Here is a 23,605-nt window from a genome sequence, read left to right as displayed (position 1 = left end):
GATCATGAAACGTGCTACATACGTTCCGGTACATCGATTCCCATGAGCGCCAGGGTTTCGGTCTGCACCCGAATGAAGAGATGGACGACGGCAAGCCTCATCTGGTAGAGCGATTCATCCGTCTCCTGCAAAAGAGGGGACGTGTGATAAAAACGGTGAAATTTCGATGAAAGATCCAGGGCGTACCGGGCCAGGATGGAGAGATCCAGTGTCCGTAACGCACCATCCACCGCCTCCGGAAGCTCCCCGCAGGCCCGGACCAGATCCCAGACTTCATCTTCCACGGGAGCTGAGGAAACAAGATCCGGGTTAAGATCATCCAGTTTCCAGGGCCTTCCCGTCTCAGCCAGCTTTCCAAGAATGCTCCTGGCACGGACCACGCCGTACTGGAGATAGGGTCCGGAGTCTCCTTCAAAATTCAGAGCTTCGTCAAAATCAAAGGCGATTACCTTGTTGACGCCGAACTTGAGATTAAAAAATTTCACTGCAGCCGATGAAATTTGTCGAGCCAGTATTTCAAGATTCTCTTCATCAAGATCCGGGTGGCGACGCCTCACTTCATCTTTGCACTTCAATTCGAGAACATCAAGAAGGTCATCGGCTTTAACACCCAGGCCTTTTCGTCCCGAAATTCCCGTCATCCCTTCTTCTCCATATCCCATATCCCGGGCACATTTTTCCGAAAGCGCGACCATCTCATAGGCAAAGTGAACGGAGTTCTCGGCCTCCTTTTCAAAACCGCAAACCCTAAGGGATTCCTTGACAACCTTTTGAAGGTAGCTCTGCCTCGCGTCAATCACATTAAAAACCCTCACTGCTCCTCCGAATCCTGGAGATTTCCCATCTCCCTCCGAAGCAGTCCGCCAGACCACCCATCCATCCGCGTATCGTGAATGTTCACAATATTGGAAATCTTTGCCCAGAAGACCAAACTTCCACATCTGGTACGCGATATCCTTTGCAACATAGGTCACCGTTCCATTGCTTCGGACGAGGATCTTATCCGGCTCATTTGCTGCGGAAAGATCCATCACCCAGCAGCCGGAATGCTCCCCTTCTTCGGCAAAGTAGACGCTTGTCGAAGCGCGAAGACGCTCAAAGGCATCCGACCAGAATCCCAGCCGGATAATGTCACTCTCCCTTGGAAGAAGGTGGTAGCGAATTCCGAGACGATTCATCGTGGCAAGGTGGCAGGAAACCATCGTGGCAGCCACCTTTGCAGCGAGACGGGCAACCTCATTCTCACCTTCCTCGACATGCCGTAACACTTCTCCCCTCCACGATTTGTCTTCCGGATAATCATCATAGTGACGGCTGACCCGTGCGTAGAGATCCCAGGTATAAAAATCGATCTTCTTTTCTGTGCGCTCTATTTCATCCCAGGTACGATCTTCCAGGTGCAGCAATCCAGCTACGACATCCGCGACCTGGACACCCGTATCATCGATATAATTTTGAACCTCTACCCGGCATCCTGAATAAGACAAAATCCTGAAGAGGGTGTCACCCAGAATCGCATTTCGCAGGTGGCCGATGTGGGCAGCCTTGTTCGGGTTGATATTTGTGTGCTCAACCACAACCTTTTCATCCCGTAGGGGAGAAGAATAAGGTGCAGTGAGAAGGAATTTCAGATACGCCGTTCGGTTCAGAAAGACATTCAGATAGCCTGCTCCGGCCACTTCAATGTTCCTCACCATGGGATGGGCTGGAACATGTTGCACGAGATCTTCTGCGATGGCCCGGGGCGCTTTACGGGCGAATCGGGCCAGGCTCATGGCGGCGGAGTAAGCCAGATCCCCCATGGAAACCTGCGGAGGGAGTTCGGGTCCCGGAAGATCGCGTACCCCCCATCGTGATTCCGTCACCTCGACCAGATGCTTTCGGATCCATTCTCCCAGATCACGCCTGAACACAGTATCCCTCTCTTTCGATTGTACTTACGATCACAGTCCTATCCAGATCCCCACCCTCGACCTGCACAATGCCTGACACAGGATTGACATCCACCCGCGCAACTCCCTTCAATACATGGAGAGATTTCTGAATTTTGGCTGCGCAGTGATCACAGCCCATCCCTGTGACCTGAAATTTCAATTTCTCATCATTGGGAACCATGGGAATCCTCCAGCCGGGCAATATCCTGGATCGTTGCGGACCAGGGATCACCGGAGAGTACTTGATCAAAACGGGTCAGGTAAGGGGTAAGAACATCGCGCATGGGAATTTCATCTCCATCGGGAACAGAAAGAGAGTCTGCATGAAAAGATCGAAAAACATCCCCAACAGTGATGGTCTCCGGGGATCGGGTAAAGAGGAGATGGCCCTCCTTATCTCCTTCCGCAATCAGACCCGACTCGGAGAGGGCATCGGTGACATGTTGCAGCCGATCCAGGGGAACCTGAAAATCTTCCGCAAGATTGGCCACCGTTGGAGGCTCATTCCTTCCTGAAAAGGTTCTGGCCACATGGATCAGAAGGGCAAGGGCCCAGAACACAAGGAAACGATCCTGGGGGATTTCGTGACGTCTGTACTCCGCCTTCAGGGCCTGGTAATTCTGATGGGTAAAGGCGACCAGGGTCCCGGAAAGAACGAAGGCCCACATGAGATTGATCGTTATAAAAAAGAGGAGGACCAAACCCAGAGATCCCAGAATGCCGGAAAAAACCTTAAACGCCCGCAAATAGGCAAGGAATCCAGCCTTGCCCACCACGATCAGAAGTGTTGTCGCGATACTGCCAAAGAGCGCACTGTCCAGGCGAACCTTTGTATAGGGAACTGTCCAGAAGAGCATCGTAAAGGTCAGCAGGGTCATCGCCTTGGGGCCCAGAAAGAGAACGACGGCCGGGGTCGATGGTTGTTTGTTAAGCAGAAGAAAGAGACTTCCGGCAAGCCCGAGAAGAATGGGTCCCCAGAAAAGGAGGAGGGTGAAGGAAGAGATGCGGCTTCCCAGGCTCCGCACCCGGTCCACACCCCAGATACGATTGATATGGGCCTCAATGATCATGAGGACTCGAAGGGCGATGAGAAAGAAAACAATCAGGGAAAATCCGCCGAGGCTCTGGGTCTGACGGATAAAATCATCGATGACCGTGACCCAGGTTTCGTTTTCGTAGGGTAGGAATTCGGCCATCAGAAGCTGCAGCTGCTGGACGCTGTAGGGAAAAAAGACCACATAGATGGAGACAAACGCGGTAGAAAGCGGGACAAAGGAAATCAGGGTGTAATAGGAAAGAGCGGCGGCCTTGTCCATGATCCGGTTCCGAGAGATCCCCTGGTAGAGGAGCCGGAAAAAGAGGAAGGCATCCCTGACTCGAGTCATGGGAAACGGAACCGCTGCCCCAGGGTTGGGATGGTGGCCCGCCACCCGAATCGCGATTTCAGGAGATCGGAAAATCCTTCCCTCTGCTCATCTTCCCCGTGGACAACAAAGACATCGGGCTCGCGAAAATGGTCGTGGTTCAGCCAGTGAAGAAGTTCGTCCGCATCCGCATGGGCCGAGATACTGTTAATGACGCGAACCTGTGCTTTCACCGGAATTTCGTCTCCGTGAATCGTGATCGCCTCCTCCCCTTCCAGGATCCTTCTCCCCTTGGTTCCATGGGCCTGATAACCCACAAAGAGGATCGTATTACGGGGATCGGGGAGTTTGTGCTTGAGGTGGTGTTCGATCCGGCCTCCGTTACACATTCCGCTGGCCGAGAGGATCACGGCCCGACCTTTGATATGGTTCAGCGATTTGGAATCCGATACGCGCTGGATTGGATGGATGTGGGGTCCCGATAGAAACTCCACCCCTTCTCCTTCCAACATCCTAAGTTCAATATTATGTTCCCGGTGAAACTGCCGGGTCAGCTGTAGCGCCTCCACCGACATGGGAGAATCAATATAGATGGGAAGATCTTCAGGAATGCGTCCATCCAGTTTCAGGCTGCGGAGGTAATAGAGAATTTCCTGGCTTCTCCCTACTGCAAATGCGGGGATCAGAACAACTCCGCCCCGCCGAATCGTCTCATTGACGACGTCTCCCAGGATTTCCGCAGGGTCCTCCATACCATGTAGTCTCTTACCATACGTAGACTCCACGACCAGATAATCGGCCCCCGGGAAGGTTACGGGAGGCTTGAGGATCGGATGGGTCGGCCGTCCGACATCACCGGAGAAGATCCAGTGATGGTGTTCATCCCGCGAACGTTTTATCCTGAGTTGGATAAAGGATGCTCCGAGGATATGGCCGACCCTTTCAAAAATGAAATCAATCCCGGGATTTAATTCGATTTTATGTCCGTAATGGGTTGGCCGAAGAAGACTGAGAGCGCGCTTGGCGTCCTTTTCCGTAAAGAGCGGAAGGGCGGGTTTATGAGGCGTGTATTGCCGCTTGTTTGCGTAGTGAGCTTCTTCTTCCTGCAGCGATCCGGCGTCGGGCCAGAGAATCTGAAGAAGAGCCGCCGTACCGCGGGTACAGTACACGGGTCCGGAATATCCCATTTTGACCATCCGCGGAACGAAACCGGAATGGTCGATGTGGGCATGGGTGAGAATGATCGCGTCGAGTTTTTCCGGATCAAAGGGAAGCTCCTGCCAGTTCATCTGTTTGATTTCCTGTGTTCCCTGAAAGACTCCGCAATCGATCAACCATTCCGTTTTACGAACCTTGAAATGGTATTTGGATCCGGTAACGGTACCGCAGGCGCCGAGAAAGGAGAGTTCATACATGGATCTAGCCTACCATGAAGCCATTCTTTATTACAAAATCGATACTCGATTCCCTCCCGGTTACAAGGAATCTGTATGAATCGCCCCGACTTTTCGACACCTTTTGTAACACCGGGAATTATCGATCTCACAGACACCTTCGAAACGAAATATCATAACCATCTCATAATAAAGATATTATAAATGCAACATAACATAGCGACTAGTAAGGCACATGTTTTGCAAACAATCTTATGGATTTGTGTAATCTACAGGTAATTTGTATCAACCCGGAGAGCGGGAGGAATTAAAAACATAAAACGCAGGAGGCACCGTGAATCAAAAGCAAACAGACACCCGGGGAATCCACTCAAAATTCCCATTACAGTTTTTCCTGTTATTCATCACTTTTTCGATCATTTCAGGGTTGATTTATGCCCAGGTTCCGACTCCGGTCAGTGCTGTTTCCCAGGTGGAGCCCCAGGACCGGCTACCTGTAAAAGTCCTTCCCGGTATTGATGTTTCTGCCTATCTCCAGGAAGATGAAGAAAATTTAGGAAAAGACATACCATTCCGGTACGGAGCGTCCATTCCTGTCGATATCCTTTTATCCAGGGACGGTCTTTTCGAAGAGCTTTCCAATGGGGACGCTCTCTATCGAATTATGATTATTTCACCCGGTGCTTTTTCCCTCAGCTTTCAGCTGAATCCATTCAACCTTCCTCCCGGTGCACAGCTCTTTCTCTATCCTCCCGATTTCAGCCTCATCTGGGGGCCCTACACCCATCAAAATGAAAGCTCAAGCGGCGAATTCTGGACCCCCGCCGTACCCTATGACACGGCCATCGTTGAACTTTATCTTCCCTCATCGGTCAGGGAAAAGGCATCCGTAGGAATCATGAGTGCCATTCATGGCTATCGTGACACGGTACTCAAGCTTGTTCTTCCTCCAGAGCTGAATCCCAATCCCGGCGGAAGCCAGTATTGCGAGGTGGACGTCGCCTGTGAGAACGGCTGGGACAATGAAATCAACTCCGTCGCGCACTATACTTTTGGTGCTTATATGTGCACCGGAACCCTGATCAACAATACCAGCCAGGATTGCACACCTTACTTTCTGACGGCCAACCACTGTGTTGATCGTGCGAATGATGCGTCGAGCGTCGTTACCTACTGGAACTTTGAACGTCCACTCTGCGGGAGCGGAACGGGACCGACCAACCATACGGTCAGCGGTTCCAGCCTCATCTTTACCACCCAGCCTTCGGATTGCACACTGCTCGAACTCAACTCATTCCCGCCTGATGCGTACGTGCCCTATCTGGCAGGCTGGACCGCGGCGGGAAACGCTCCATCCCAGTCGACGTGTATTCACCACCCTTACGGAGACTATAAAAAAATCAGCCACGAGAACAATGCCTTGACGATCACTTCCTACCTGGGAACCTCTTCTCCTGGCGATGGAACCCACTGGCGCGTTGCACGATGGGATTCCGGAACAACGGAAGGAGGATCCTCCGGTTCCGCCCAGTGGGAGAACAGTACCAAACGGATTGTCGGCCAGCTCCATGGAGGGTATGCCTCCTGCTCAAATAATGTCGATGATTACTATGGCCGGCTGAGCGTTTCTTATGCCGCCGGCCTCTCCAATTACCTGGATCCGGGAAATACAGGCGCAACCTATCTTAACGGCATGAATTACACGAGCTGCGGAACCTGCAACCCACCAAACGCACCGACCGGCTTGAATGTGACCGGACTCTGCAATTCTGTCTCTTTGAGCTGGACAGCCTCCTCCGGTGCAGACGGATATGTTGTCTACCGGAAGGACGGTACCTGTGGCGGAACATATACCCAGGTCGGTACCGCCACACTGACGACCTTTACAAACTCTCCGCTGACGGCAGGCAATACCTACTCCTATATCGTCCGGGCCTATTCGGGTGACACATCGTGCATTTCCGGAGATTCCAACTGCGTCACGGCAACGGTACTCAGCACCCCCACCCAGCCCGTGATCAGCGTGACGGACACGTGTGACGGGCTTCAGATATCGTGGGGAGCGGATCCGAACGCCGATTCATTCACGATCGAGTACCGGGTCGGGCCCTGCGGGACCAACAAGTGGAACCCTCTCGTGTCCGGCGTCACAGGGACATCCCATCTCGACCCCGTATCCAGCGGCACCGCCCGGGCCTACCGGGTGACGGCGGTATCCGCCGACTGCGGGAACTCCGCCGTATCGGCCTGCGTGGCGGGAACCCATTCGATGAGCGCCCCGACAGTCAACGTGACCCCGGACGGAACCTCCACGATCTGCGTGGGCAACGACATCGTCTTTACCTGCGGGGTGAGTGGAGGAAGCGGGAGCTACACCTACCAGTGGACGCGGGACGGATCCAATATCACCGGAGCGACCACGGCCACCCTGACCCAGAACTACGCCACAGCCCAGAGCCACACCTATAACTGCAAGGTGACGGACACGTCGGGCTGCACGGGGACCTACACCGATGCCTCGTCCTCCACGGGAACATGGACGTCGGCCCACACGGTGAGTGTGACCCCGACCTCTTCCTCGGTCTGCACGAACACGGCCATTCCCTTTACGGCCTCCGTAACGGGAGGCAGCGGGAACTACACCTACCAGTGGCTCGAAGATGGAGGCACCCCGGTGGGGAATAACAGCGCCACGCTGAACATGACCTATGCCACGGCCCAGAGCCACACCTACACCTGCCTCGTGACGGACAACGGGACGGGGTGCGCGGCCCAGGACGGGACCCCTTCGACGGGGACCTGGACAGGACCGACCCAAACGGTGGACGTGCAGCCCAACGGCACGACGCTGGTCTGCACGGGCGCCGACATCGTCTTTACCTGCGGGGTGAGCGGCGGAAGCGGAAGCTACACCTACCAGTGGACGCGGGACGGCTCAACCATCAGCGGCGCAACCAGTCCGACCCTGACCCAGAACTACGCCACGGCCCAGAGCCATGTGTATAACTGCAGGGTCACCGATTCGGCAGGCTGTCCGGGGTATGTAACCGATCCCTCGGACGTGACGGGATCCTGGCAGGCCTGCGTGCCTCGGATTGTTTACAATTCCAACCTGGCCCCGGTGGCCCTGGAGGAAGACGGGGACGAGATCATGGAGGCGGGAGAGAAGTGGTCGATTTCCGTGACGGTACGGGAAGCGGACGGCCTGGCGGGCGCGAGGGCGGTCCTGGGCAGCCTCGATGGAGACGGGATCACGGTCTGCAATAACCCCGGAGACTTCGGAAACGTAGGCCCCGGCGGAACGTCGTCAGAATATGTCTTCGAATTTGTCGTCGACTCGGCGGAATGGTACGACACGTACGCCTGCGGTCAGTCGATCGGCTTTGACCTTACAGCTAAGTCCTCCGACGGGGGTCTTTATACCTACCTCAACGACATGAACTTTGATTCCCAGACGGTGGGAAGCCCCTCGGGCGGCGAAAGCGCAACGGCACCCAGCGTCACCGCACTGAAGAACGACGTCTCCTCCCAGGACTTCTCCCCGGCCTTCACCCTGAATTCCACGACGGGAGCCTCGGTGAGCTACACCCTGACGGGCAACACCAACCTGGTGACCTGCGTGGAAACGGCCCTGATTTCCCCCCTGGGAACGGTCCAGATCCTGAAGGCGTTCGGAGCGGCCAATGCCAGTCCCTACGACGTGACCGCGTTTTACAACGCGGAGCAGGAAGGAACCTACACTTTCCGGGTAACGGAGCTCGTCGACTGTGACGTCAACAACAAGAACAACACCTGCAGCGTGGCCAGTATCACGATGACGGTGGCCGCCTCGTCGGGCGGCGGACCGGGCTGCACGACGTGGACGGCCTCCTGTATTCCCTGCTCCGCTCCCTCGAGCCTCACCAACAACGCGGCTACAGACCTGAACGGCCCTTGTGCCGATGACGGGGTGGAGATCACCTGGTTCGCCGACGCGGGCGACTGGGGCGATGCCGGCGGAACCCGGACCTACGACATCCTGCGCAACGGGACAGAGATCGCGACGGGCCTCCCCTACGGAACCACGGCCTACACCGACACCCTGGGAACGAACGGAACATCCTACACTTACACCGTCCGGTACACCAACGGATGCGGCCAGAGTGCGGTTACAGCCGGGGTGAGCGCCACAGACGTCTACGATCCGGCCAACCCGACGATCAGCGGTCCCATCACCAACACCTGTCCGGACATGACGGTAACCCTGACGACGGAGACGGGAATGAGCAACTACGCATGGTACGAGTCGACGATTCCGACCCCGATCGGGACCTCCGACACGCTGGTGGTCTCCTCGAGCGGAACGTACACGGTGACCTATGAAAACACCTCAGGCTGCACGGGTACGTCCGCGGACCACACGGTCACGATCGTCCCCTGCACCGTGGAAGAAGTCTCCGACGACTCGGCCCATCCCTTCACCGTGACGAAGAACAGCGGCGATCCGGCCCTGGTGGATCTGAACTTTGAAAACGTAAATGCCTCGTCGTACAACGTCTACGTCTCCACGGCGGCGGGAACCCATCCCTTCCTGGTGCTGGATTACCAGGTGGGTGTGGCGTACTGTGACGAACCGGTAACGGGGCCGGACGGAAACGGGATGATGACCCGGACGGGGATGGATCTTGAATCGGGATTTCACCCGACGGCGGACACCTCGGATCTCTTCATCCTGATCTCCGCGGACAACGGGTCGGGGACCGAGGGAACCCTCGGGTATGACTCCATCCCCACCGAACGCTCCAGCGATGACCGGTGTAACCTGTAGACACAGGTTGACAACCCGGACAGAGGATATTCAAGCAAAGCCTTGAATATCCTCTGTTTTGTAATATAATAACAGCGGAGGGCGAAGGGAGGGATTAAACCGAGGCTGCTCTACTGGACCGGGCAAACGATCCGCATCCGATAGGTTTGTCACGTTCGTTCAGGGGGCCTGAATGTTAAAGTTTGTTTTTCGTCTTCTCAGCGTAAGTATTGTAAGTCTCGCCGTATCCTCCCCACTTTTACCATCCGGTCCAACTTACATCGGAAATCCGGTGACCCCGATGATTACACCGGCCGTTCGAGATCTGCCGCCATTTACCGAAGACCCCAATCTTCTGGGCCTCGAAATGCACCGGAGGGACGAATACGATTACTCGGGTCCAAGCCTCCAGGGGGAACCCTGGGACAATCCCCTCCTGAAGGTGCAGGAAAATGCTCCGGAACCCGATTCCAAAGAGATGAAAGCTTTTTCAACCACAATCGCGAATTTCGAAGGATTTGAATCCGGCTCCTCCCCCCCCGATGACACCGGGGACGTGGGTCCGAATCACTTTGTCCAGGGGATCAATTCCGCTAATTCCACCGTTCGTGTCTTCAATAAATCGGGAACGACCCTGGCGACTTTTACGATGGAAACCCTTGGGGCCGGATTGACGAATTGTTCTAACGGGTTTTGCGATCCCATTATTCTCTATGATCAGATCGCCGACCGGTGGGTGGTGAGCGAGTTCGCTGGACGGGGAAGCTACTTCTGCGTCTACGTCTCCCAGACCGGTGACCCGACGGGAAGTTACTATGCCTATGAATTCCCAGCGGGATACACAAGCTATCCGGACTACCCTAAGTATGGGGTCTGGCCGCAGGATGATGACGGTGACGGAATCTATGATGAGGGATCCTATCTGATCGGAGTCAACGCGGGAGCTTCCGGATATCGCGACGTCTTCGCCCTGGATCGGGATGCCATGCTCCAGGGGCTGACCACATCGCCGGTCAAGTTTTCAATTCCTGATCTTCCTGCCTTTTCCTTTGAGCTTCTCCTCCCTGCAAATCACGAGGGAAACACTCCACCCCCCAATAATACTCCCGCTCTCTTTCTGCGTCCTGTTGACAATGAACTCCACTCCGGGTATGCCTGCTCGGAACCGTGCGATATCATGGACATCTGGTCCCTCACCATGGACTGGGATACACCTGCCAACTCCACGTTGACCCATCTTCCCAATATCGAAATCGCAGAATATGACCATACCCTGTGCGGAACTTCCGGGAACTGGGACTGCATGCCCCAGCCAGGGACAACACAGAAGATCGACCCTATCCGGGAGCCGATCCATTTTCCCCTTCAATACCGGAACTTCGGCGACCATGAAACCCTGGTGGGTTGTTTCGCTGAGGATGTGGACGGAACGGATCACGCGGCCGTTCACTGGTTTGAGATTCGGAATACCGGTTCAGGCTGGGACCTCCATCAGGATGGCGTAATCGGCGGGGATGCCCGACACAGAAGCGTCTGTTCCGCCGCCATGGATCAGTCAGGGAACATCGCCGTCGGGTACACGCGAACCGGGTCTACCGCACCGTATTATCCGTCCATTTATTACGCAGGGAGATTATCCAGCGATCCGACCGGCACAATGCCCTATTACGAGTATGTGATCCAGGATGCGACAACCTCTAAAACAAATAACGAGCGATGGGGGGACTACTCCGGAATCGGTGTAGATCCGGCGGATGACTGTACGTTCTGGTACACGACGGAATATGGCGGAACAGGGCACACAAAAATCGCGGCATTCAAGTTTGATGCCTGCGGATGCGTACAGTTTCCCTCTCCTCCCACGGCATCAGCCTCAGCCGTCCAGCCTGACCGGATCGATGTCTCGTGGGACGACTCCGACCTGGACTCCGTCGTGGAATATCGAATTTATCGCTCCACCACATCGACCGGACCGTACACACTGGTCAATACAGTGACCGATACGAGCCCGGGTGTGGCCAACAGTGGGACCTACACCTACCAGGACACCCCCCTGGCTTCGGGACAGACCTATTACTATGTCGTGGATGCTTCCGACGGACTGGCCTGTATTTCGGAATACTCCGACGAAGTATCCGCGACTCTTTACGGTACCAATATCGTTTTTGATTCGATCGGGACCTGGACCGAGCTCACGGGAAACATGGACGGATTTTTGAATCAGGGTGAAAAGTGGTCCGTGGACGTTACCCTCAGAAACGACGGAAACCTGGACGCAACCAACGTCACCGCAATCCTGACCGGAAACGGCATCACCCTCTGCGCCAGTCCGGGTACCTTTGGAGCCATCGACCAGGGCGGAAGCGACCTGAAAACCTTCACCTATACCTTTATCATTATCAGCAATTTTTCTATCGGGAACTGTCCAGGTGACATTACCTTCAACATCATCACCAAGACTTCCACGGAGCAGACTCCCGCCGGAGTGGACGAATCAAATGTTTTTAGTGCAACCGTCGCATCAGGAGGAATGACGGTCAATGACGCAACAGGCGCCACAGGAACCATCGCATCGAAAACAACCACGAATTTCTTTACCGTACCTTCCCCCGTGATCTCGACACCCGGGGTCCTTTCCGCGTGCACCATGGATATTTCCATGATACCCCCCGGATACTCGAACTGGACCCTCAGTGTCATTATTGATCACGACCCGGGGAATGACGGGACCTACGATTTCACGCAGACAATCTTTTCAGGGACCGTGGCTGGCTGGACCAACATAAGCGGCTTCGCACTCACGAACATGGTAAACGGTTCCAATATCGGGAATGGGACCTGGAGGCTCAGGATCACCAATAACGGACAGGGGCCTAATAACAGCGGCACCCTCCAGTCCTGGACCCTCCATCTCACCTCAGGATCATGGGATTGTTCCTACGTTGGATCGGGAGACTGCGGCGGCGTCACGCCGGCCCCGGAAGTCTCCGACGATGACCTGCATTACATGACCGTCGATAAAAATGGGGACGATGTCGACCTCACCTTTGAAGATGTGGGGGCATCCCATTACAACATCTATGTCTCCACAGCCGCGGACACCCACGATTTCCTCGTTTCCCTGACCGACGATGGAAAGGCGGACTGTGGCGGCCTCGATGGGGCCACCGATAACGGTGAGATGCTTACCTTTAGCGGGTACTCGCTGGAAAACGGCCTGACCGGGGACACATCAACAATCTATTTCCTCGTCACGGCGGACAACGGCGTGGCGGGTTCGGAGGGCCCGCTGGGAGAAGATTCGGAAACTCTGGCCCGATCGGCCACCGAAAACTGCCCCTAGCCTTCATTTCATTTTTTCCCTGCTGCGGCAGGATGCCCCGGCCCCGCACGGCCGGGGCTTTTGTTTTCAAAGGAGCCATACGGTACAATGGCTCCTCGGGAGGTAGAGCGCATGGACCCAACCGCGGAACTCGTCAAGAAGGCCCTGGAACAACACCCCGGAGAAGTCGGTGTTGTGGACATATCCGAGTACATCATCGACAGTGCCCGGGAAAAGTCGGACCGCCCGGCGTACATCAAGGTGGCCGTCCCCGACCATGTAGTCAAGAACCTTCGCGGGGACCCCTCCCGTCGCGACAAGCTCTGCCTTGTCTTCATTCCCCACTCCCTGAAGGAACGATCGGAGAGCCGGATCATACTCCCGGGTGAGCTTATCCGGTGACTCTGATCTTCCTGGCTGACGCCCATCTGGGAGCACATCCTGGTGACGTAGAAACCTTTCGGAATCACCTGGAACGACTCCACGATAAAGGGATGACCCAACTGGTCCTCCTGGGTGACATCTTTCATTACTACATCGGGATCCGTTCCTGGCAGAAGCTGTTTTCGCAGGAGGTACTAGAATTTCTTGCATATCTGAAAGCCAGGGGTGTAACGATCGATTATCTGGAAGGAAATCGCGATTTCTTTCTCCGGGGATCCTCCCTGGCTCGATCGGTCACCTCGATTCACAGGGACCTGCGGATCGAGACGGGGAATGGTACGATCCATGTCGAGCATGGAGACCTGATCAACCGCAAAGACAGGAAATACAGGCTCTGGCGTGCAATTTCCAAGAGTTGGCTCACCCGGATGATCATGGTCCTCGTTCCGCCGTCCCTGCTGCGACCTCTGGTGGATCGAATGGAGAAAAGCCTGAAGAAGACCAATTTCCAGTACCGTCGGCAATTTCCGGTCAAAGAATTGAAACAATTCCTTGCAGATCTGGATCATATCGATCTTGCCGTCATCGGCCACTTCCACGAGGAAGCCGTTATTCACGGCCAGAACCGGACACTCCTTATCCTTCCCGCCTGGGAGGATGATCACCGTGCACTCTGCATCAACACGATAGACGACTGGACGTGGGAAACCGGACCCTGAAGATCGCGGAACCCCGGATTCTTAAGGAGATGGTCCGCCTGGACCATCCCCTGCTTCCCGATATCACACGCATAACACCGGAACGGATCGAAGGGGTTCTCCCTCCGACACGGGTTTCGATGGAACGGACCCTCTCCCTTCTTACCGGACTCGCCCATTTCGGATTTCACTTCTCCGAAAAAGCCTTTCGGGAACTTCCCACCTTCCCGGATCTCACCACCGACGCCTCCGGCAACCTCGTGGAAATCGAATCGGGACGAAGAATTCAAGCTGACCCCTGGTCCCTCCAGGCTCACATTTCCGGGCTCCTGCGAAGCCGTTGGTCATCCATCCCTGAGAGCATCGACCTTATCGCCTTCGCCCGCAGGAGAAAGATAACCCAGCCCACGACCCGGCTCTATATTCCCGAATCCTGGGAAAAGGGTTCCGAATCCCATATCCTGATCCCCTCCCATCCGGGACCCGGCCTTTCGACGGCGGCACGGTGGACGCGCCACCGCATCAGCCTGTCTGATGAGACGCCATGGATCGTCCTGGACTTCACGCGATGTTCGTCATCCGGCTGGGACTGTCTGTTGGACCTCCTGGGAATTCCAGATGGAGCTTCTCTCGAAGAAGTCAAAAAAAAGGTAGCCCGCGACTTTCACGGCCACGGCATTCATCTGGACCACATCGACCGGGTTGACCCCGCCTCCCGGAACCTTTTGGACTCTTTGATCCTCTCCCTGCCGGACATCCTTCCCGCCTCGATCATCACCGGATGGGACCGGGAGCGCCTTGACGGATTCGCGTGGCGCCCCCTGCCGGTCGTCAGCTGGGAGGAGATGCATCGCCATCTTCACTTTCCCCACCTGACACCCGTGGAACAGCTCTTCCTTCATCCTGATCCAGGAAAGAAACGGGCCTCTCCGGCAGCGTTCTGTCTCGCGGTCTCCGGGGAATCTCCCGGCACTGACAGCAAAGATCTACATGCGTACACCCTGGAAGTGAGTCCGGAGGAGATCGACCTGGCCCTGGCCGACCAGAATGCCCTTACCCTTCTGGCCGCTCTTCCCGCCCTCGATGTTCGACAGGACGCGGAATCGATCCATACCCTGGCCGCCTCCCTCTCCGGAGACATCGATACCCTCTCCCACGTCCTCGATCAATCGGACAACCCGGGCCGCCTCCTGTCCCACGCCCTCTTCTGCGCCCTGGAGGGTGACAATATTCAACGGATCGAGCCCTACCTCCGGACGATGCCCGATGGAGGGGCCAGAAGACTGCTTCAGGCACGCCTGGCCTTCCGGGAGGGAAAGATCGAAGACTACCTGAAGAGACTTGAGAGCGTCTGGGAAGAAGAATCGGGACCGGTCCATCTCCTTGCCGGGCTCTACCTGGCCGATCGGCGCGACCGTCCGGAGCTCAGGGCACGGGTTCGCGAAGAGGCACTGCGTCTGGAACCTTCCCTTTCATCGTGGCACCGTTCCCAGGTTTCGCGTTTTATCGGATCCTGGGACCTGGACCACGATGCTCTGAAGCGCTGGCTCGATACCGCGCTGGCCCGGGGTTGGCTTTCCCAGGCCGCCCTTGCCTATTCCGATCTTGCCTCCCTGGCCGCAGCCGGGAAGGACTGGCCGACTGCACAGCGAAACCTCGAATCGGCCCTGCGGTACCGGTCCGCCCTGGGTGCCTCGGCAAGCCGTTCCCTCCTCCTCCACAACCTCGGATCGGTTCAGATCCACCTGGAACGCTGGGACCGGGCCCTTTCCATTTTCGAGGAGCTCGAGTCCGAACACCGGGAGTCAGGAACTCCCTGGGACCTTCTGTACGACCTTCTTCAAAAGGTGAAGATCTTTATTGCCCGGGGAATGTTCGACAAAGCCAGCACTCCCCTGGACGAAGCCGAATCGCTTCTGGCTGAAATGGAAGATCATCCCCTCGCCTGTCACGTTTCCCTCTTCCGCGTCATCCTGGAAAAGTGGCGGGGAAACCTGAATCTCGATACGCTCCGGAACCTGAAACCCGACCCGAAGGATCCCGATACGATCTCCGATCTTGAGGACCTGAAATGGCAGGCGGCTGTGCGTGCAGGGAAAAGCGTGCCAGCCCCGTCCGGCGAACCGAAGAAACTGGAATGGGTTCTGAAAAAGAAGGGCTGGGAAGCTGTAATCAGACTCTTTTCGGATTACCTGAGCCGGGAGCCTGCAAAAGCATCGATCCTGCTCTGCGACCTGCGTTGCGCCTATTCACACCTGGGTTCACCCCCGGAGCACCTTGTGGAACGGGCTCGTGAGCATCTGATTCGTTCCGGCCGACTCGGGTATCTGCGCTGGCTCGAAGAACCTCTCCACGCAGAAGCCTGGAATATCCTGAACGCCCTGAAATCGGGGGAACCCTTTGATGACGCGATGCCGAAGGGCATTTCCCGAATCCCGGGAGAGAGTAATGACCGGGTTCGAATTCCCTCTCCCCGGGGAGGACTCTCCATCGAGCCCGGGATTTATTACCGGTATCCGGAGGAGTTCTGGAACCTGGCTGTCGACTATCTTCCCGATCCCCGGAGCGAATCTCCGGACAGAGAGTCCTCCGGGACGTGGCACGGCATGGCCTATGCTTCTCCCGTTACCACGCGTCTGGTAAATGAAGCCCGCCCCATAGCCGATCTACCCCTTCCCATCCTGATCCGGGGAGAAACGGGAACGGGGAAAGAGATCCTGGCTGATGCGATCCACCGGGAGGGAGGAGCCGACGGGCGGCCCTTCCAGGTTTTGAACTGCGCCTCGATTCCTTCGGAACTCTTTGAATCGGAGCTCTTCGGCCACCGCCGGGGGGCCTTCACGGGAGCCGTGGCTGACAAGCCGGGGCTCGTGGAGCTTGCCGACGGGGGGACCCTCTTCCTGGACGAAATCGGAGAGCTTCCCCCCGAAGCCCAGGCCAAGCTTCTGCGAATCCTGAACGATCACACCGTCTACCGGGTGGGAGATTACCGGCCGATTCACGTCAACTTCCGCCTCATCAGCGCCACCCACCGGGATCTGGAAACCATGGTCTCGGAGGGAACCTTCCGTGAGGATCTCTACTATCGGATTAACGGTCTCACCTTTCACGTACCTCCCCTCCGGGAGCGCAGGGAGGAGATCCCAATGTTTGTCCGGCTCTTCCTGGACCGTTTCTGTGAAGACTGCGGTCTTTCTTACAAGGAAGTCGACCCGGGTGCCACGAACCTCCTCCTTGCCCACGAATGGCCGGGAAATATCCGCGAGCTGCGTCAGGTCGTCCAGGCGGCCGCCGCGCGGGCCAGGGACCGGGAGGAAATCGGGCCGCAGGATCTTCCCGATTCCTTGCAGGAAAACAGCCCCTATCGCGGATCGTTCCACGAGGGAGTGGACCGGGCGATCCGGGAAATAGTCGTGGACGCCCTCGCACGGGCGGGAGGAAACCGCCGGAAAGCTGCAAAGCTTCTGGGGATCACTCCCCAGGCCCTCGGCTACCAGGTCCGACGGTTAAAAATTACCGGTTAACTCTTTTCGGAGGTCAGGACAGTGCCCAGGGTCGTGTAGAGCTTGCCGCCCAGGCGTCCCAGGGGTTTGAGCTTTTCGGGATCGACGGCACCATCGGTGAGGAGGTCCTCCTGCACGTGGTAGAGGAGGATCCGTCCGAGGAAGAGGTCGGTGGAGTGGACCACGTGGTGCTGCTCGAGGACGCACTCCATGCAGACCGGCGAGAGGGCCACCCTTGGAGGACGGATCTTCACACAGGGTGCCGTTTCCAGCTTCGCAAGATCGAACTCACTGACCTCGGGCTCGGCTCGATTGCTTGTGATGAGCATCTCGTTCATCATGGATTCGGGAACCACGTTCACCGCGAACTCCCCGGTCTCCTGGATATTCCGGGTCGTGTCCTTCTTCTCCGTCCCGTGGTGCAGACCTACCGAAACCATCAGGATGGGAGGATTACTGCTCACCCCGTTATAGAAGGAGAAGGGAGCAAGATTAGGGATGCCGTCGGCCGAGACTGTTGACACCCAGCCGATCGGCCGTGGAACGATGACGGAGAGCTGCAGCGCGTGATTCTGCCGCTTATCCAGTTTGGCCGCATCAAAGATCCGCATGGTAGACGATATCTCCTTCGATGACCGTTCCCTCGACCCGGGCTTCACCGTACCGGTAGAAGATCTTCAGATGGTTATCCACATTCCACACCGAGAGATCCCCCCTCTTTCCTTCTTCCACAACGCCTCGATCTTCAGAAAACCCGAGACTACGGGCCGGCACTTCGGTCACGGCGTGGATGACCTCCTCCACGGTCATATCGAGGAGAAAACAGCCCAGCCTCATGATGAGGGGAAGGTTCGTCGTGGGAGAGGATCCGGGATTGAAGTCGGTGGACAGGGCGACGTGAACGCCCGCGTCCAGCATGGCCCGTGCAGGCGCATGCTTTGTGTGGCGCAGAAAGAACGAAGTCCCGGGGAGGAGGATGGCGATGACACCGGCTTCCGCCATCCTGCGTATGCCTTCCATGGAGGGAACCGCGAGATGGTCAGCGGACACAGCCCCGACATCGGCCGCGAGCTCCGCGCCCCCGGTGGTTTCAATCTCATCGGCATGGATCCGGGGAGTCATCCCTAAAGCTTTTCCAGCCAGGAGAATCTCCCTGCTTTCCTCGACGGTAAAGACACCGGCTTCGCAGAAGACATCCTGGTAGAGCGCCAACCCCCGGCGGGCCACTTCGGGTAAGATCGTATCGATGACCAGCCGTACGTAGCCCTTTCGATCTTCCTTGTACTCCGGAGGATATTCGTGGGCCGCCAGCAAGGTGGGTACAAGGGTCACGGAATGGCGGGATCCGGCATCCCGGATGGCCTCCAACTGCTTGATTTCATCCACGAGGTTCAGTCCATACCCCGACTTGGCTTCAACGGTAGTGACCCCATGGGCCACGAAAGCATCCAGGCCTTCCAGGCAGGATCGGGTAAGCTCTTCCAGGGTTGCCACCCGCACGGCCCGCACGGTGGAGTTGATTCCCCCTCCGCTCCGGGCTACATCCATGTAGGTTTCTCCGTGGAGACGCCGGTTGAACTCCCCTTCCCGCCACCCGGAAAACGGGAGGTGGGTATGGGCATCGACCAGTCCCGGAAGAACGGTCTTCCCCTTTGCGTCATAGACAGGAATCCCGGTCAGTTCGCCAAACCGGTTCCGGATCTCGTCACGGGATCCGATCCCGACAATCCTGCCTTCCCGGATATAGATGGAAACATCGTGAAGAACCACAAGTTCCGGAGAACCGTTCGGGCGAACAGGTGTAACGACTTCGGTGCAATCGGTGAGGAGAAGATCCCCCACTCAGTCCTGCCCCCTGACAAAGGTGGAAACATCGGCTTCCCTGGAAGTTTCCTGGCCCGTTTCCTCTTTCAGGAAACGCTGAAACCTCTCCAGTGTCTGTTCCATGTCAAAGATAAGCCGGTTTTTCATCAGCTTCAGATCCCTCACCTGACGCTCCACGTCGGCGGCTTTCCGTGAGGCCTCCCGGTATTGAATATCGGCCCGAAGCTCAGCTTCCTTGATCATGACCTCGGATTCCCGTTCGGCCTGGATCTTGATATCCTTGGCCACCTTTTGCGCGGTCAGGAGCGTATCCTTCAGGATCTGTTCCCTCTGCTTGTGACCGGCCAGTTCCTCCCGTGCAAAATCCAGTTCCCTCCTCATCTGCTCCCGCTCCTTGAGCAATAGCTCGATCTGCTCGGCCATGCTCATGAGAAAGGATCGCACTTCTTCCATGTCGTAGCCCTTTCGGGAAAGGGCGAACTGCATTTCCTGGATTTCCATCGGGCTGTATTTGACGCTCATAACTTCCTCCTTGGCCCGGATGACCCCTGTTGATGTTTCGGGATTCTCCGGGTCATTTCCATGCGACCTGCGCGATCAGCGAATGGGCAAATACTTCGATAAAGTAAAGAATGGCAAAGACAAAGAGAGGAGAAAAATCAAGGCCCCCCGTCTTATAAGGCGGCATCAATCGCCGGAACGGCCGAAGGACCGGTTCGGTAAGAACATAGAGAATCCGGACAATGGGATTGTAGGGATCTGGGTTGACCCAGGAGATGAGGGCCCGGATGATAATGATCCATTTGTAAAGCCAGACCAGGTTGAGAACCACCGTCAGCAGGGCCATGATGAAAGCCTTCCCGACGGGCATCAGATTCTCTCCCCGAAAAGCGTGCGGCCCAGGCGGATCAGCGTGGAACCTTCCTCAATGGCCACCTCGTAGTCTTCGCTCATTCCCATGGAGAGGGTATCCACCGTAGAATAGGATGAGCTCATATCCTCGAAGAGCCTCCTCAGTTCCACAAAAAAGGGTCGAACCCTTTCCGGATCAGGATGGTATGGAGGTATGCTCATCAGCCCCTCCAGACGAAGATGTTCGAATTCCCGGATTCTTGCACACAGGGTTGGAACTTCCCCGGGAAGGACGCCACTTTTGGAAATTTCCTGTCCGACATTGACTTCAAGGAGAACGGGAACGATCACTTCCGCCTGGGATGCCACCCGTTCCAGGCGTTCCGCCAGCCCGGGGGAGTCAACGCTCTGGATCATCTCGAAGTGTTCCACCGCCTGTCCGGCCTTGTTTTTCTGAAGCTTTCCAATGAAGTGCCAGCGGAGAGGAAGGTCTCGGAGCCCGGCAATCTTGGGAAGTGCTTCCTGAATCCGATTTTCCCCGAAGAGATCGAGACCCGCATCCACGGCCTCCCGGATCCGGTTGACTGATGCCGATTTCGTAGCCCCAAGGAGTAAAACCTCTTCCACGGCACGGCCCGAACGCTGACAGGCACGGGCAACCCGTTCCCGGACCGAATCGAGACGTTCAGCGACCGACATGTTCCACCCGATGGACGGTGCCCTTTCCATCGAGGGCCTGATTGGCCAGGGCATCGGCCCGTTTGTTGTATTCCCTGGCAATATAGAAAATGTTGAACCGTTCGATTTTACGTTTTTTATCCAGAGCTTCCAGAAAGAGAGGTTGAAGGTTGGGAGCCTTGACTCTGAAGCGTCCATTGATCTGGTTGACAACAAGCTGCGAATCGGAAAAGACCTTCATCTCGGATACACTGTGTTCCAGGGCCCAATTCAGCGCCGCAAGAAGTCCATGGTATTCCGCTTCGTTATTCGTCATGGTTCCCAGATAGCCTCCCATCAGGGTGAGGGTGTCTCCTTCTTTCAGTACGACTCCGTAGGAAGCTTCCCCCGGGTTGCCCCGTGAGGCTCCATCGATGTAGGCTTCAACTCTCCTGCTCATCGAAATAGAGAAACCGCATGCAGCCGTCGCATGTGCAGATTTTCTTTCCGGCCCGCACCTCAGCATACTGTTGCGGGCGGAGTTTGACGTTACAACCCCTGCAGGTGTAGTCGACGACGGGAACCACGGCACGTTTGCCGCGGGCTTTCATGAGGCGCCAGAAAGACTGTTTCAGATCTAAGGGTAATTCAAATTCGAGGCCACGCTGCTCGTCTTCGAGCCTGATCTTCTCTTCCTTCAGGGCGTGCTTTTCATCTTCCCATTGAGCCATCTTCTCCCGGTATTCAGTCTCGAGGCGCTCCCAGACTTCTTTCTCCTGTTCCAGGGTCTGCTGCGCGTTTTCAACGACCTCCATCCGGGTAAAGAGATCGTCTTCCATCGTTTTGATCTTTTCATCCAGAATATCGATCTCCTTCAGGACCGCACCATATTCCCTCTGGTTGGTCACCTGCATAAGCTGTTTTCGATAGGTTTTCCGTTCCTCCCGGGCGTCTTCCAGCACCGCTTCCAGCTCACGTTGAGCCCGTTTGGCCTCCTCACTGGAAGATTGAAGGGCGTCCCGCTTCGAGGCCATTTTCGAATAGGCATCATGGATATCTTTTAAATGCGGGGGAATCGTTTCAATCTGAGAATGGACTTCGCCCTGCCTGGAGAGGTTTTTCTGAAGCAGAACAAGCCTTTCAAGGTCAGGATTCATGGACTGATTGTAACACAATCCCGTTCTCAATTTCAGATATGGAAGCCGGTCTTTTTACGGAAACTCTTGAAAAACCTGTATCTTACTTCTCACCCTATTCCCATTCGATCGTGGCCGGCGGCTTCGTTGTGACATCGTAAACAACCCGGTTGATGCCCCGGACTTCATTCACGATCCTCCGGGAGATTCGTCCCAGAAGATCGTGAGGAAGGGCGGCAAAGTCTGCTGTCATAAAATCTTCCGTGGTCACAGCACGAAGAGCGCAGACGTGTTCATAGGTTCCCTCATCTCCCATGACACCCACGGATTTGACGGGCAGAAGAACCGCGAAGGCCTGAGCCGTCTTTTTGTACCAGCCCGAAGTCCTCAGCTCTTCCATGTAGATCGCGTCGGCTTCCTGGAGGATGGCAACCCGTTCGGCGGTGACGCGCCCCAGGATTCGCACGGCAAGGCCCGGTCCTGGAAAGGGGTGCCGCATGATGATGGAATCGGGAATATCCAGGGTCCTGCCGAGTGTCCGAACCTCATCCTTGAAGAGAAAGCGCAGGGGTTCGATCAGCTTCAGGTTCAGCTTTTTCGGTAATCCGCCGACATTGTGGTGGAGCTTGATCGTGGAGGATGGACCCCAGACCGATATCGATTCGATGACATCGGGATAGAGGGTCCCCTGAACAAGGTACTTCACGTCGGGTAGAGTCCCGGCCTCTTTTTCAAAGACTTCGATGAAGGTGTGGCCGATGATTTTCCGTTTCCGACGTGGATCGATAGCCCGCTTTTCGAGTCTGGAAAGGAAGAGATCGGCCGCATCAGCCACCCGGACGTTGAGATGGTGGTGATCCTTGAAATAGTTTACGACTTCGGACACTTCATTTTTCCGCAACATACCGGTGTCGACAAAGACACAGGTCAACTGCGATCCGATGGCTTCGGCAACAAGGGAAGAAGCCACGGTGGAATCCACTCCTCCCGAGAGCCCGGAGATGACGTTGCTGGATCCGACCTGCTCCCGAATCATTTCCACCTGCTGTTTCCGGTAGCTGCCCATATCCCAGTTCTTCTTCGCCCCGCAGATCTTCAGGAAATTTTTCAGGATCGTACGGCCGTGTTCGGTATGGCGGACCTCCGGATGGAACTGAACCCCAAACATCCTGCGTGAATCGTTGGCAATGGCGGCAAAGGGTGTGGAAGGGGTCCGTGCGATGATTTTAAACCCCTCCGGAAGGGATTCCACCTTGTCACCGTGGCTCATCCAGACGGTCTGGTGGTCCGGTGAACCTTTGAAAAGGGGGTGTTCATCCAGGATTTCGATTTCCATTCGGCCGTACTCCCGGTTCTGCGAGGATGCCACCTTTCCTCCGAGGAGCAGGCAGGTGATCTGCTGACCGTAACAGATGCCCAGGACGGGGATCCCGAGATCCAGAATTTCCCTCCCGATCATGGGGGCCCCCTTGTCGTAAACACTTCTCGGTCCGCCCGAAAGGATGATTCCGCAGGGTTTTTCATCCAGCACGTTTTTCAGGGGTTCATGAAAGGGAAATACCTTGCTGAAGGTACCCAGTTCCCGGATACTGCGGGCGATCAGCTGCGTATATTGTGAACCAAAATCAAGGATGGCGATCATGAGGGTCATTATACACGCAGGCCGTATGGCACAGCGTACTCCCCGCCGAAAACTTCTCACAAATTGTAACATAATGTTACATGGCGTATTTTAATCCCTTCAAAAAGGA

At 56.1% G+C, this 23,605-nt stretch carries 17 protein-coding genes; 5 read left to right on the top strand and 12 right to left on the bottom strand.

Features of this window, described 5'->3' with window-relative positions:
* Positions 1 to 14: 14 nt before the first annotated feature.
* The 4 genes from PLD04_01120 to PLD04_01105 are packed head-to-tail and all read right to left on the bottom strand — an operon-like array spanning position 15 to position 4,713.
* Positions 15 to 1,913, bottom strand: a complete 1,899-nt coding sequence (locus tag PLD04_01120; protein ID HXK66918.1) for an arginine--tRNA ligase — start codon at positions 1,911 to 1,913, stop codon at positions 15 to 17.
* Positions 1,900 to 2,115 (bottom strand): heavy-metal-associated domain-containing protein, encoded by a 216-nt coding sequence (locus PLD04_01115; GenBank protein ID HXK66917.1) that lies wholly within the window; start codon positions 2,113 to 2,115, stop codon positions 1,900 to 1,902. Before PLD04_01115 ends, PLD04_01120 begins: the two co-directional genes overlap by 14 nt.
* Positions 2,102 to 3,319, bottom strand: coding sequence for a YhjD/YihY/BrkB family envelope integrity protein (locus PLD04_01110; GenBank protein HXK66916.1), 1,218 nt, complete (start codon positions 3,317 to 3,319; stop codon positions 2,102 to 2,104). The genes PLD04_01115 and PLD04_01110 overlap by 14 nt, the downstream gene beginning before the upstream one ends.
* Positions 3,316 to 4,713, bottom strand: coding sequence for an MBL fold metallo-hydrolase (locus tag PLD04_01105; protein HXK66915.1), 1,398 nt, complete (start codon positions 4,711 to 4,713; stop codon positions 3,316 to 3,318). Before PLD04_01105 ends, PLD04_01110 begins: the two co-directional genes overlap by 4 nt.
* A gap of 313 nt (positions 4,714 to 5,026) precedes the next feature.
* Between PLD04_01105 and PLD04_01100 the strand changes: the two genes are divergently transcribed.
* The 5 genes from PLD04_01100 to PLD04_01080 all read left to right on the top strand — a co-directional run bounded on the left by PLD04_01100 (position 5,027) and on the right by PLD04_01080 (position 17,406).
* Positions 5,027 to 9,499, top strand: a complete 4,473-nt coding sequence (locus PLD04_01100; protein ID HXK66914.1) for a hypothetical protein — start codon at positions 5,027 to 5,029, stop codon at positions 9,497 to 9,499.
* Between the two features lie 172 nt (positions 9,500 to 9,671).
* Positions 9,672 to 12,821 (top strand): hypothetical protein, encoded by a 3,150-nt coding sequence (locus PLD04_01095; GenBank protein HXK66913.1) that lies wholly within the window; start codon positions 9,672 to 9,674, stop codon positions 12,819 to 12,821.
* A gap of 111 nt (positions 12,822 to 12,932) precedes the next feature.
* Positions 12,933 to 13,202 (top strand): hypothetical protein, encoded by a 270-nt coding sequence (locus PLD04_01090; GenBank protein HXK66912.1) that lies wholly within the window; start codon positions 12,933 to 12,935, stop codon positions 13,200 to 13,202.
* Between the two features lie 92 nt (positions 13,203 to 13,294).
* Positions 13,295 to 13,903 (top strand): hypothetical protein, encoded by a 609-nt coding sequence (locus PLD04_01085; protein HXK66911.1) that lies wholly within the window; start codon positions 13,295 to 13,297, stop codon positions 13,901 to 13,903.
* Positions 13,885 to 17,406 (top strand): sigma 54-interacting transcriptional regulator, encoded by a 3,522-nt coding sequence (locus tag PLD04_01080; GenBank protein HXK66910.1) that lies wholly within the window; start codon positions 13,885 to 13,887, stop codon positions 17,404 to 17,406. Before PLD04_01085 ends, PLD04_01080 begins: the two co-directional genes overlap by 19 nt.
* Here PLD04_01080 and PLD04_01075 read toward each other — a convergent pair.
* The 8 genes from PLD04_01075 to guaA form a co-directional block, all read right to left on the bottom strand.
* Positions 17,403 to 17,996 carry a flavin reductase family protein gene (locus tag PLD04_01075; GenBank protein HXK66909.1) on the bottom strand — a complete coding sequence of 198 codons (594 nt, stop codon included), beginning with the start codon at positions 17,994 to 17,996 and terminating at the stop codon, positions 17,403 to 17,405. The two genes, PLD04_01080 and PLD04_01075, sit on opposite strands and share 4 nt — an antisense overlap.
* A complete protein-coding gene (hutI, locus tag PLD04_01070; GenBank protein ID HXK66908.1) occupies positions 17,983 to 19,227 on the bottom strand; it encodes an imidazolonepropionase in 1,245 nt (414 codons plus the stop codon). Before hutI ends, PLD04_01075 begins: the two co-directional genes overlap by 14 nt.
* Positions 19,228 to 19,731 carry a DivIVA domain-containing protein gene (locus tag PLD04_01065; protein ID HXK66907.1) on the bottom strand — a complete coding sequence of 168 codons (504 nt, stop codon included), beginning with the start codon at positions 19,729 to 19,731 and terminating at the stop codon, positions 19,228 to 19,230. It lies immediately after the preceding gene.
* Positions 19,732 to 19,783: 52 nt separating this feature from the next.
* Entirely contained in the window at positions 19,784 to 20,080 is a 297-nt protein-coding gene (locus PLD04_01060; GenBank protein HXK66906.1) for a YggT family protein, read from the bottom strand.
* Positions 20,080 to 20,790 carry a YggS family pyridoxal phosphate-dependent enzyme gene (locus PLD04_01055; protein HXK66905.1) on the bottom strand — a complete coding sequence of 237 codons (711 nt, stop codon included), beginning with the start codon at positions 20,788 to 20,790 and terminating at the stop codon, positions 20,080 to 20,082. The genes PLD04_01060 and PLD04_01055 overlap by 1 nt, the downstream gene beginning before the upstream one ends.
* On the bottom strand, positions 20,747 to 21,178 hold the full coding sequence (locus PLD04_01050) for a ribonuclease HI family protein (GenBank protein HXK66904.1): 432 nt from the start codon (positions 21,176 to 21,178) through the stop codon (positions 20,747 to 20,749). The genes PLD04_01055 and PLD04_01050 overlap by 44 nt, the downstream gene beginning before the upstream one ends.
* Positions 21,162 to 21,875: a C4-type zinc ribbon domain-containing protein gene (locus tag PLD04_01045; GenBank protein HXK66903.1), complete on the bottom strand. Its 714-nt coding sequence runs from the start codon at positions 21,873 to 21,875 to the stop codon at positions 21,162 to 21,164. Before PLD04_01045 ends, PLD04_01050 begins: the two co-directional genes overlap by 17 nt.
* 94 nt (positions 21,876 to 21,969) lie before the next feature.
* Positions 21,970 to 23,505 (bottom strand): glutamine-hydrolyzing GMP synthase, encoded by a 1,536-nt coding sequence (gene guaA / locus PLD04_01040; protein HXK66902.1) that lies wholly within the window; start codon positions 23,503 to 23,505, stop codon positions 21,970 to 21,972.
* Between the last annotated feature and the right edge of the window lie 100 nt (positions 23,506 to 23,605).

This window comes from Thermoanaerobaculia bacterium, from assembly GCA_035593605.1.
In the GTDB taxonomy this organism is placed as follows: domain Bacteria; phylum Acidobacteriota; class Thermoanaerobaculia; order UBA2201; family DAOSWS01; genus DAOSWS01.
This window is presented reverse-complemented; position numbering and strand designations above follow the sequence as displayed.